Consider the following 11,784-nt stretch of genomic DNA (forward strand, 5'->3'; position numbering starts at 1 on the left):
TGAAATGGGGCGAAAGTCTGTGGACTCTGTGTAAGACAGTACATGGTTTTTTAACTGTGGTATGCGACGGTGGTGGAAGCAGAAACTTAAATCGTGAGGTTTAGGAATCGCCGCACTTTTAGGGCGGCGAGGATGTCAATAGCCCTGCTTCATCTGGTGGAGCAAACATATTTGATGTTAATATTGTGATTGCGATCGTAGCCTATGCTCTCTTGAGCTATACTTTGCACGGCTATAACTTGCATTTTTTCCTCAAATCACTCTAGTATTAGATAATGCCCGCTATCAAAAATGTAAAATTGTTGAATAATTGGCTCTTTCTTTGTCAATAGAATTACTCTATCTGCCGTCTTATAGCCTAATATAAATTTAATTGAAAGCCTGGGGAAATTTGTCAAAAAGAAATGTTTGTATGGTAAATATTATGAAAACTTTTCCGACTTTTCTTCAGCTATTTATGAATGTCTGAATGATGCCTATCTGAAACATAAAAAAGAACTGGATTCCTTGCTCACTCTAGGATTTCAGAAGTTTAATAAATCTCAGATTATGAACGACTAAAGTATATCAGTTATCAGTCATCAGTAATCAGATGTGAGTTTTCAGTTCACAAGGGCCGAATCTAAAACCTAATTGGTTAAGCTAAAAGCTTTGATGTGCCTAGTTTCTCACCTTCTTTTTAGGTGAGAGAATTGCCAGATTCTTTCTTTTGCCTCTTGCATGAGTGACTCTTGCCTTCAGAACCTGATTACTGTTTACTGTTTACTGACCACTGAAAAAAACTCCCATCAACAGTGTCTCACTGATTACTGTTTACTGTTTACTGATTACTGTTTACTGTTTACTGAAACAACTCCCAACACTTAATATATGAAATGGACAGATAAAGATCAGATAATTATGCAAGGGATCGATCGACCCCTAGGCAAATATTATGCGGCACGATTGAAAGCTCAGGGAACCTGTTTAGTAGCGGGGGTGGCTAGTGGCCACGGTGGTGAGATAATCGCAGAGATACCAGTGTTTGATCTAGTGGCCGAGGCCGTTGCTGAAGCCGGAGAAATCCAAACCAGTTTAATTTTAGTCCCCCCCAATCAAGTCCTAGATGCGGCCTTAGAAGCGATCGCAGCAGCAATTCCCCAATTAATTATCGTCACCCCCGGAGTTCCCCCCTTGGATCTGGTGGAATTATTAAAGATAGCTAGTACCACCGGGACATTAATTCTCGGCCCCGGCAGCCAGGGTGTGATTATTCCCAATTATCTTTGGTTGGGTATTTGTGAACCGAATTTTTATCAATCGGGGACAATCGGTCTGATCACCCGCGGCGATCGCATAGGGGATGAAGTGGCGAAAACTTTAACAGCAGCGGGGTATGGTGAATCTATGGCGGTAAATTTGGGTACTGACGGCATTATTGGCTCCAATTTGTCCCAATGGTTGCAGGTTTTTGAGGAAGATGAAAATACCGAGGCAATTCTCCTCGTCAGTCAGGTGGGGGGAAAGGCCGAAATCGAGGCAGCCAAATATATTGCCTCGGCGATCGAAAAACCAGTGATTGCCTATCTTGTGGGGTTAAATGCAGCGATTGAAACCAATTTCGGCGATACAGAAACAATTATTTCTAACCAACTTTCCTACTCTGTTGCCGCTAAGAATACCAGAAAAGATAGCTTACGTCATTTTCAAGAAGCTGGGGTGACAGTGGTAGAAAAATTAGCCGATTTACCTGCCTCTTTAGCTAAAGTCTTGTCCTGAATTTGACCCCATTGCTCCAATAATATTTATAATCAGACAATATTCTGCGAAAATAAGCACCTAACAGGATGTTTCACCCCCATCCTGCCTAGGGGATTGTCGATGACAATTCCTAAGAGCTACTATATCATGGTAGATCACCTGTGATTCCTCAGACCGGCCAAGATAAAGATGGCAACAGGCAAAAATTAGGAAAAATCAGCGACAATCGAAACGGCAAGATCAAAAAAAATTCTATTCTAGATTGACCCTTTCAGCAGACCAACTATCCCACCCTTCTAGACAACGACCCTAAGGATAACTTCTATGGCGCAACAAAATAACCTAAAAACCGACAATATACACCAAATCGATCCCTATTGGGGTCCCCGATGGCTCGTAGAGGAACGGGACGCTTGCGGAGTCGGTTTTATTGCCGATGTGCGCGGTTCTGGCAGCCATCAACTGATTGAACAGGCCCTTTTAGCCTTAGGTTGTTTGGAACACCGGGGAGGCTGCAGCGCCGATCAGGATTCCGGGGACGGTTCCGGTATGATGACCGCTATCCCCAGAGATGTCCTCGCTCCTTGGTTCGCCGAAAATGGCTTAAATATGCCGGAATCTGAGCGACTAGGAGTGGGTATGGTCTTTCTTCCCCAAGCGGCCCAAGAACGCGCCGACGCTAAAGCACACATCGAAGAAATTGTCAATAAATATAATATTAAGATTTTAGGTTGGCGCGCTGTTCCCGTCCGTCCCGAAGTCCTCGGAAGACAAGCAAGGGAAAATCAACCCTACGTCGAGCAAATTCTGGTTACTTCCCCCGATTTAGCCGGTTCTCAATTCGATCGCCTACTCTATATTGCCCGTTCTGAAGTCGGTAAGCAACTGGCCGATGATTTCTATTTCTGTTCCTTTTCCTGTCGCACCATTGTCTATAAAGGCATGGTACGGGGCGAAATCCTGCGAGAATTCTATCTAGACCTGCAAAATCCCGCCTATAGCAGTCAATTCGCTATTTATCACCGACGTTTTAGCACCAATACCCAACCAAAATGGCCCCTCGCTCAACCGATGCGCTTATTGGGTCATAACGGCGAAATTAACACCCTTTTGGGCAATATTAACTGGATGTCGGCCCGGGAACCCGCTTTAGAAACGGAAGGTTGGACCCACGAAGAATTACAATCCCTGACTCCCATTGTTAACCCCGCTAACAGCGACTCCTATAACCTCGATAGCGCCCTAGAATTATTGGTGAGAACCGGTCGCAGTCCCCTAGAAGCAGCTATGATCCTAGTGCCGGAGGCCTACAATAATCAGCCGGATTTACAGGATTATCCCGAAATTATCGACTTCTACGAATACTATAGCGGTTTACAGGAACCCTGGGACGGTCCGGCTTTACTGGTATTCAGTGACGGGGGAATCGTCGGCGCTTGTTTAGATCGCAACGGTTTGCGACCGGCCTGTTATAGCATTACTAACAACGGTTATATCGTCGTTTCCTCGGAAGCGGGAACTATTCCCCTCGATGAAACCACCATTATCGAAAAAGGTCGTCTCGGCCCCGGTCAAATGCTCGCGGTGGCTCTGGAAAAAGGCGAAATTAAGCGTAATTGGCCGATTAAACAGGAAATTGCCCGCTCTAATCCCTACGGTGAATGGGTGAAATCCCAACGCACCTTGATTGACAAAGAAACAGCGATAGACATTCCCGCTCCTAGTCATCTCCTTCCCAGGCAAACCGCTTTCGGTTATACTGCCGAAGATGTGGATATGATTATCGTTCCCATGGCAGAACAGGGAAAAGAACCGACTTTCTGTATGGGTGATGACACTCCCCTAGCGGTCCTCTCCAGTAAACCCCATCTTCTCTACGATTACTTTAAACAACGTTTTGCCCAAGTTACTAACCCCCCCATCGATCCCTTACGGGAAAGTTTAGTCATGTCCTTGACTATGTATCTGGGACGACGGGGCAATATACTTAAATTAGGGGTTGATGACGCACATTTACTGAAATTAGACTCTCCCCTGCTCAATAATGCGGAATTAGCCAAAGTTAAAACCTCTAGCTACAAAACAGCCGAACTTTCTACCCTTTATGATCTGACCACCGGCCCCCGGGGATTAGAAACAGCGATCGCTCATTTGTGCGCTGAGGCCGCCAAGAAAGTAGCATCGGGAGCGGAAATTTTAATTCTCAGTGACAGGACTGCTCCTATTGACGAAAAAACTAGCTATATTCCCCCTTTATTAGCTGTTGGTGCCGTCCATCATCACCTGATTCGCTCACACTTGCGTTTAAAAGCTTCGATCGTGATCGACACGGCCCAATGTTGGAGTACCCATCACTTCGCTTGTCTAATTGGTTATGGCGCTTCCGCAGTCTGTCCCTATCTTGCGTTAGAAACGATCGCCCAGTGGTGGATCGAGCCAAAAACTCAGAAATTGATGGAAAATGGCAAATTAGAAGCTATTAGCCTCGAAAAAGCCCTAATTAATTACCGCAAATCCGTAGAAGCGGGATTACTGAAAATCCTCTCGAAAATGGGTATTTCTCTCCTATCTTCCTACCATGGGGCGCAAATTTTTGAGGCGATCGGATTATCGGCAGATTTAGTTAAACTAGCTTTTAACGGTACTACCAGTCGCGTCGGGGGTTTAAGCATTGCTGAGGTGGCCCAAGAAGCGATCGCATTCCACAGTAAAGCTTTCCCCAATCTTACCGCTAAAAAACTAGAAAACTACGGTTTTGTCAACTACCGTCCGGGGGGAGAATACCACATGAATTCCCCGGAAATGGCGAAAGCACTCCATAAAGCCGTGGCCGCTCACTCCCAAGGTCAAGGATATGACCATTACGAAACCTATCGTCAAATCTTGCAGCAAAGACCTGTCACCGCTTTACGGGATCTATTAGAATTTAACAGCGATCGAGCCTCAATTGCCATCGAAGAAGTAGAATCGATCGAAAGTATCCTGCAACGCTTCTGCACAGGGGGAATGTCCCTCGGTGCCTTGGGCCGGGAAGCACACGAAACCCTAGCGATCGCCATGAATCGCATCGGAGGTAAGTCCAATTCCGGAGAAGGGGGAGAAGATCCGATCCGTTACACCAGCTTAAGCGATGTGGATGCAGAAGGACATTCCGTGACTATGCCCCATCTAAACGGCTTAAAAAACGGTGATACGGCTAATTCTGCCATTAAACAGATAGCTTCGGGCCGTTTTGGAGTCACTCCCGAATACTTAATGAGTGGAAAACAGCTAGAGATTAAAATGGCCCAGGGAGCAAAACCGGGAGAAGGAGGTCAATTACCCGGGAAAAAAGTCAGTTCCTATATTGCCATGTTACGGCGATCGAAACCGGGAGTAACTTTGATTTCTCCCCCTCCTCACCACGATATCTACTCGATCGAAGATTTAGCACAATTAATCTACGATTTACACCAAATTAACCCCCGGGCCAAAGTTTCCGTCAAATTAGTGGCCGAGATCGGTATCGGTACAATTGCGGCCGGAGTTGCCAAAGCTAACGCTGATATTATCCAGATTTCCGGTCACGATGGTGGTACAGGTGCATCACCCCTAAGTTCGATCAAACACGCGGGTAGTCCCTGGGAATTGGGAGTGACGGAAGTGCATCGGATGTTAATGGAAAATCAACTGCGTCATCGGGTGATTTTGCGCGCAGATGGAGGACTAAAAACCGGTTGGGATATCCTCATGGCTGCTCTCATGGGTGCGGAGGAATTCGGTTTTGGTTCCATTTCCATGATTGCCGAGGGGTGTATCATGGCCCGCGTCTGTCACACGAATAATTGCCCTGTGGGAGTCGCTACCCAGCAGGAACGTCTGCGAGCTCGTTTTCCTGGAATTCCCGCTCATGTGGTCAATTTCTTTACTTTGGTGGCTGAGGAAACGCGGCAATTATTGGCGAAATTAGGCTATCACAGTTTAAATGAGGTGATTGGCCGGGCAGATCTGTTAAAAGTGCGCTCCGATGCTCGTTTAACTAAGACAGAATCCCTCAATCTCGATTGTTTGTTGAATTTACCCGATGGCCGTAGCGATCGCTCTTGGTTGCAGCACGAGGAAGTACATAGTAACGGTGCTGTCCTCGATGAGGAAATTCTAGCCGATAGCGAGATTAAACAGGCGATCGAGCAACAGGGAACCGTCAGCAAAACCTACAGGATTGTCAATACCGATCGCTCTGTCGGGGCGAGAATTGCGGGGGTAATTGCCCAAAAATACGGTAATGATGGCTTTGAAGGCGAAATTAAGCTCAATTTCCAGGGCGCAGCTGGTCAAAGTTTCGGAGCATTTAATTTACCCGGTGTCAATCTCCATTTAGAGGGAGAAGCTAACGATTATGTGGGTAAAGGCATCTACGGCGGCGAAATTGTCATCTTACCGCCCCAAAACGCCAATTATCAGCCCGAAGATAACGCTATCATCGGTAATACCTGTCTCTACGGGGCCACCGGTGGGGTGTTATACGCTAATGGTCGCGCTGGTGAACGTTTTGCTGTCCGCAATTCCACTGCGAAAGCAGTTATCGAAGGGGCCGGGGATCACCTCTGTGAATATATGACCGGTGGGGTAATTGTCGTGCTTGGTTCCGTCGGTCGCAACGTCGGCGCCGGGATGACGGGGGGATTAGCTTATATCCTTGATCCGTCCCTACCGGAGAAACTCAACCCCGAAATTGTCAAGATTCAACGGGTTGGCACGGCTGCCGGTGCGGAACAGTTAAAATCTTTAATTGAGGCCCATGTAGAACGCACTAATAGCCCCAAAGGTAAGTTAATTTTAGCTAATTGGGATAGCTATCTCGGTCAATTCTGGCAAGTGGTCCCTCCCTCGGAAGCGGATAGTCCCGAAGCGCAAATTAGCGCGGAGAAAACCTTAACTTCGGTGTAATTTCTTTGGGGTGCGTTACTCTTGGTTAACGCACCCATTGATTAATTTTTTGACTGCGGAGTTGATTAATGGCTATGCTGCCCATCCCCACCACCTATACTAGCTATACCCAAGCACAAGAACATTTTCTTCAGGTTTTAGAACAAGTAGAACTGGGAAACTCGATCGTTATTGTCCAACGTCAGGGTCATCATGATGTGGCCTTGATTGCTGCTGACGAATTATCCACTTTATTAGAAGAAGTTTATCTTTTGCGCTCTCCAGCTAACGCTCAACGACTTTTTCAGTCCTTAAATTGGTCACAAGAAAGATTATCTCAGACAGCTGCCACCACTTCTCTAGAAGAATTACGTCAAGAATTGGAGACCGAGATTGAGCAAGAAAAAGCCGCAGAGGTCTGAAACCGAAATTGTGCGAGTTTTTCCTCAATTATGCCTAATCCAGTATTCCGTCAACCCCGTTAAGCTTTTTTCACGAAAATAACGTCTTTTTCGACCTTGACTTGATAGGTGGTTAGATTGCCTTTTGGGGGTTTATTCGTGACGACCCCAGTGGCGGTAAATTTTCCCGGATGGCAGGGACAAGCTAAAATCTGTGCGCCAGTATTCCATTTCACCGTACAGCCTTCATGGGTACAAGTCGGGTTTACTGCACTGATCTTTTTCGCCTTTTTCTCCCAGATTAGGAGCAAGGAGCCGACCGGGGATTTTTTATCCAGAAAACTGCCTTTGGCTTCTAATTCTTTGAGGGTAATGCCCGTCACTTTCACAAAGCCATCCGCCGCTTGGGCCGGGGTCATCTCTTGGTCGGTAGCCGTCCCTAGGATTTCTGGGGCGCAGGCCATGGCTCCGCCAACACCAACGAGGGCAACAAATTCACGACGATTCATGGGATTAGGTTTTTTCCAACAGTAACGTTAACTTTCACTGTACCGTAGAAGCTCTTTCCATTCAATTAATTTCTAAGTGCGAGTAGAGAGGGCCCGTAAGCAAACGCCTGACCAGGATTAGGCTTCAGAAGCTAGTTGCGACCGATCATTAATTTTTGAGGGTTCAAAAATGGCAAAAATAAGGATTAAATGGCATAAAATATGTAAATAGACTATTTAGTTAATTATTATTCATTCTTAATTCTGCTGACTCCTGACGACCGACTCCTGACTCCTAACCCTAACAACAATTTTTGATTTTTACAACACTCCTAATGAATCCCCTCGTCAATTATTTTCGCAACCTGCACGAAATCCACTCCTCCCAAGCAGCCGTAAAAGAAACCTCCTACTACGGCACTCTTGAAACTCTCCTTAACGAAATCGGTAAAACCCTAAAACCGCGAGTCCGCTGCATTATCAACCTCAGAAATCAGGGTGCGGGATTGCCGGACGGGGGACTTTTTAACGTCGATCAATTCCCCAAAAATCAAGAATTAGAACCTTTTACGGCGATTTTTCCCGAAAGAGGCGCGATCGAGATTAAGGGAACCAAAGAAGATGTCAAAAAAATCGCCGCCAGCGAGCAAGTACAAAAATACTGGCAAAAATACGGTCAAGTATTAGTCACCAATTATCGCGATTTTCTGCTCATCGGTCGCAATAGCCAAGGTCAACCGGTAGAATTAGAAGCCTATAGTTTAGCCCCGTCAGAAGCCGAGTTTTGGCTAAAAACCTCAAATCCATCCAAATTTGCCGCCGAACACGGTGATAGCCTCTTAGAATACCTAAAGAGAGTGCTTTTACAGGCGGCTCCTATCACCTCACCGGCCGATGTTGCTTGGTTTCTTGCTTCCTATGCGCGGGACGCAAAAGCACGCTTAGAACATCATTCCGATCTTCCCGCTCTGGCCAATATTCGTCAAGCTTTAGAAAATGCCCTCGGTATCAAATTTGAACGGGAACAGGGGAATAAATTTTTTCGTTCTACCCTCGTGCAAACCCTCTTTTATGGTTTATTCTCCGCTTGGGTATTATGGCACAAGCAAAACCTCAATCGCGAGGATAAAGAGGATAAGTTCGATTGGAAATCCGCAGCCCACCATCTCCATGTTCCCATGTTAGCGATCCTATTCGAGCAGATCGCCGCACCGAGTAAGTTAAAATCTTTGGGATTAGTAGAAGTTTTGAATTGGACCGGTGCAGCTTTAAATCGAGTGCGACGGGAGGAATTTTTTCGTCAATTCGATGAGGGACAAGCGGTACAGTATTTCTATGAACCATTTCTGCAAGCTTTTGATCCTGATTTACGCAAAGAATTGGGAGTTTGGTACACTCCTCCGGAAATTGTTCGCTATATGGTAGCGCGAGTCGATCGAGTTTTACGAGAAGAATTAAATATTGAGGACGGTTTAGCTAATCCCGATGTTTATATTCTCGATCCTTGCTGTGGAACTGGTGCTTATTTAGTCGAGGTTTTGCGCTATATTACCGATACTTTACAGGAAAATGGGGCGGGTGCTTTAGCCATGGCTTTGGTGAAAAAAGCAGCCATAGAAAGAATTTTCGGTTTCGAGATTTTAACCGCTCCTTTTGTCGTCGCTCATCTACAATTAGGTTTATTCCTGCAAAGTTTGGGTGTACCTTTAATAGAAGATAGTGAACGGGTGGGGATTTATCTGACTAATGCTTTAACTGGTTGGCAACCTCCCGATGAGGAAAGTAAACAGAAAATTCAACAGCTACAATTAAGTTTTCCGGAGTTAAATAAGGAACGAGAGGCAGCCGATGAAGTTAAGCGCGGTAAACCGATTTTAGTTATTCTCGGTAATCCTCCCTACAATGCTTTTGCTGGAACCAGTCCCGCAGAAGAAGCAGGTTTAGTGGAAGTGTATAAACAGGGTTTAATCTCCGATTGGGGGATTAAAAAGTTTAATTTGGATGAGTTATATGTGCGCTTTTTTCGTTTAGCAGAAAGATGTATTTCAGAAAATACTGGTAAAGGGGTTGTTTGTTATATTTCTAATTTTTCCTATCTCGGTGATCCTTCTTTTGTGGTGATGCGGCAAAGATTTTTACAAGAATTTGATCGTCTTTGGTTTGATTGTCTCAATGGTGATAGTCGCGAAACAGGAAAGTTAACCCCTGAAGGTAATCCCGATCCTAGTGTTTTTTCTACTCAATACAATAAGGAAGGAATTCGAGTCGGGACAACTATCGGATTAATGGTAAGAAAGGAAGTAAGGAATAAAAATGTTGATGTCTATTTTCGCCATTTCTGGGGAGTTGCTAAACGAGAACAGTTATTAGATAGTTTAAATAATCAAGATTTTGATGCTTTTTATCAAGTCTCTAACCCAGAACAATCTAATCGTTATTCTTTCCGTCCCTCCGATGTTTCCTCTCACTATTTAGCATGGCCAAAGTTAACAGATTTATCTGATGAAGCTCCAATTACAGGTTATAAAGAGAATCGAGGCTATAGTTTTATTGATAGTGATAAAACTATTCTTTCGGAAAGAATAAGTAAATACTTTGATCAAAATGTTTCATGGGAAGAATTAGCATCACTTAATACAGGTTTAACTAAAAATGCAGCTCGATTTGATGCCAAAAAAGCCAGAGATAAAGTCTTAAAGTTACGCAAAAAATTTAATCCTCAAATGCTGTTACCTTATCTGCTCAGACCCTATGAGGTTAAATGGTGTTATTATACTCAAATTAGACCGCTTTGGAATGAGTCTAGACCTTCGCTATTTATTCATCAATTTCAAGGTAATTCCTTTTTAGTCAGTCGTCCTGCTGGTGTTGCCTCTCCCGAAGGAATACCATTTTATTTTACTAACTGTTTAGGAGACTTTGACTTTATTAGAGGTCATGCTTATCACTTTCCTATACGATTACGTCAAAATTCAGAGAAGGTGAATACAGAAGATAATACTCAAGGAAAATTATTCGATTCCAGTAACTTTAATAGTCCTTCAATAAAAGCCAATCTTTCAGAAAAATCTCGTCAATACTTAAATCAACTGGGTATTAATAATCTTGATGAAAATATCGAGAATGCTTCCTTAATTTGGCTGCACACATTAGCGATTGGGTACTCTCCCTTATATCTTCGGGAAAATGCCGACGGTATTCGTCAAGACTTCCCAAGAATTCCCCTTCCTAATAGCCAAGAATTATTAATTAAATCTGCCGAACTAGGACAAGCGATCGCCTCTCTTTTAGACACAGAAAACCCCGTTATAGGAGTCACCAAAAAACCGACCCCTGCACTGCAAAAAATCGCCTTGATTTCCTGCACTGATGGGGGAAATTTAAACCCAGATAAGGGGGATTTAATTATTAACGTCGGTTGGGGACATGGGGGTAAAAATGGTGTGACAATGCCGGGTAAAGGAAAAGCGATCGCCAGACAATATACAACCGCAGAAATGAGCGTAATTAGCCCAGAAATGCGAAAATTATTAGGAACGACCACCTATGATATTTATCTCAATGATCGAGCCTATTGGCAAAATATACCGGCCCGGGTTTGGGAATATACTATCGGGGGTTATCAAGTCATTAAAAAATGGCTAAGTTATCGCGAGGAAAAATTATTAGGACGGGGATTAACTATCCCAGAAGTGCAGGAAGTAAGCGAGATGACTAGGAGAATTACTGCGATTATTCTCCTAGAATCAGACCTAGATGATAACTACCAAAATATCAAAACAGCCGTGTATTCTTTTTAACTTAGTGTGAGCAGAATTCCCTCGCTTTTAGCGATGGGATGAATGCTGATACTAAATCCGTTGAGTACAGGCTAGTTATGAGACGAGGCACTCATGCAAGAGGCAAAAGGGGAAATAAATAATCAGTTTTTAATAACATGATTTAGTATGACATTCAGTTTTTTTCCCACTTCCCACTCCCCAATTCATAATTCATAATTCCTCAAGGATTGGATGATTGAAGCCTTCTGAAGCCAAAGAATATCTGTGATTGCCATCAAAACTGTTATATTATAGAAAAATATTTCTGAGATTTTTTCTATGCCTCTAATTAGGGTCTGCTGAATAAATCTAAAAACCTTGTTGGATAAGACTTTTGGACTTTTTTCCCCTCAAAAAGTGCCAGCCATTGCGGGGATCGGGGGAAAATTCAGGTACTTTTTCCCTGAAAATTAGGTAGTTGACCAC

5 protein-coding genes and 1 pseudogene are annotated in these 11,784 nt (G+C 44.2%); 5 read left to right on the forward strand and 1 reads right to left on the reverse strand.

The window, feature by feature from the left end; all coding sequences use genetic code 11:
* Window positions 1–256 precede the first annotated feature (256 nt).
* The 4 genes and pseudogenes from O9295_RS22060 to O9295_RS22075 form a co-directional block, all read left to right on the forward strand.
* A pseudogene (locus tag O9295_RS22060) lies at window positions 257–561 on the forward strand (transposase); the annotation flags it as partial.
* A gap of 309 nt (window positions 562–870) precedes the next feature.
* Window positions 871–1,758, forward strand: a complete 888-nt coding sequence (locus tag O9295_RS22065; RefSeq protein WP_288035383.1) for a succinate--CoA ligase subunit alpha — start codon at window positions 871–873, stop codon at window positions 1,756–1,758.
* A 306-nt stretch (window positions 1,759–2,064) separates the two neighbouring features.
* Window positions 2,065–6,669, forward strand: a complete 4,605-nt coding sequence (gene gltB, locus O9295_RS22070; RefSeq protein ID WP_288035385.1) for a glutamate synthase large subunit — start codon at window positions 2,065–2,067, stop codon at window positions 6,667–6,669.
* Between the two features lie 68 nt (window positions 6,670–6,737).
* Window positions 6,738–7,070 carry a type II toxin-antitoxin system Phd/YefM family antitoxin gene (locus O9295_RS22075; protein ID WP_288035390.1) on the forward strand — a complete coding sequence of 111 codons (333 nt, stop codon included), beginning with the start codon at window positions 6,738–6,740 and terminating at the stop codon, window positions 7,068–7,070.
* A 59-nt stretch (window positions 7,071–7,129) separates the two neighbouring features.
* Here the strand turns inward: O9295_RS22075 and O9295_RS22080 are convergent, their stop codons facing one another.
* Window positions 7,130–7,558, reverse strand: coding sequence for a QcrA and Rieske domain-containing protein (locus O9295_RS22080; protein ID WP_287168703.1), 429 nt, complete (start codon window positions 7,556–7,558; stop codon window positions 7,130–7,132).
* A gap of 314 nt (window positions 7,559–7,872) precedes the next feature.
* Between O9295_RS22080 and O9295_RS22085 the strand changes: the two genes are divergently transcribed.
* Window positions 7,873–11,337: a type ISP restriction/modification enzyme gene (locus tag O9295_RS22085; RefSeq protein ID WP_288035393.1), complete on the forward strand. Its 3,465-nt coding sequence runs from the start codon at window positions 7,873–7,875 to the stop codon at window positions 11,335–11,337.
* Window positions 11,338–11,784 lie beyond the last annotated feature (447 nt).

The organism is Microcystis sp. LE18-22.4A (assembly GCF_027531105.1).
GTDB lineage: Bacteria > Cyanobacteriota > Cyanobacteriia > Cyanobacteriales > Microcystaceae > Microcystis > Microcystis aeruginosa.

Bases quoted from the DNA above. Each gene is read 5' to 3' on its own strand.
- O9295_RS22075 (WP_288035390.1), top strand. From the start codon at position 6,738: ATGGCTATGCTGCCCATCCCCACCACCTATACTAGCTATACCCAAGCA.
- O9295_RS22065 (WP_288035383.1), top strand. From the start codon at position 871: ATGAAATGGACAGATAAAGATCAGATAATTATGCAAGGGATCGATCGA.
- gltB (WP_288035385.1), top strand. From the start codon at position 2,065: ATGGCGCAACAAAATAACCTAAAAACCGACAATATACACCAAATCGAT.
- O9295_RS22080 (WP_287168703.1), bottom strand. From the start codon at position 7,558: ATGAATCGTCGTGAATTTGTTGCCCTCGTTGGTGTTGGCGGAGCCATG.
- O9295_RS22085 (WP_288035393.1), top strand. From the start codon at position 7,873: ATGAATCCCCTCGTCAATTATTTTCGCAACCTGCACGAAATCCACTCC.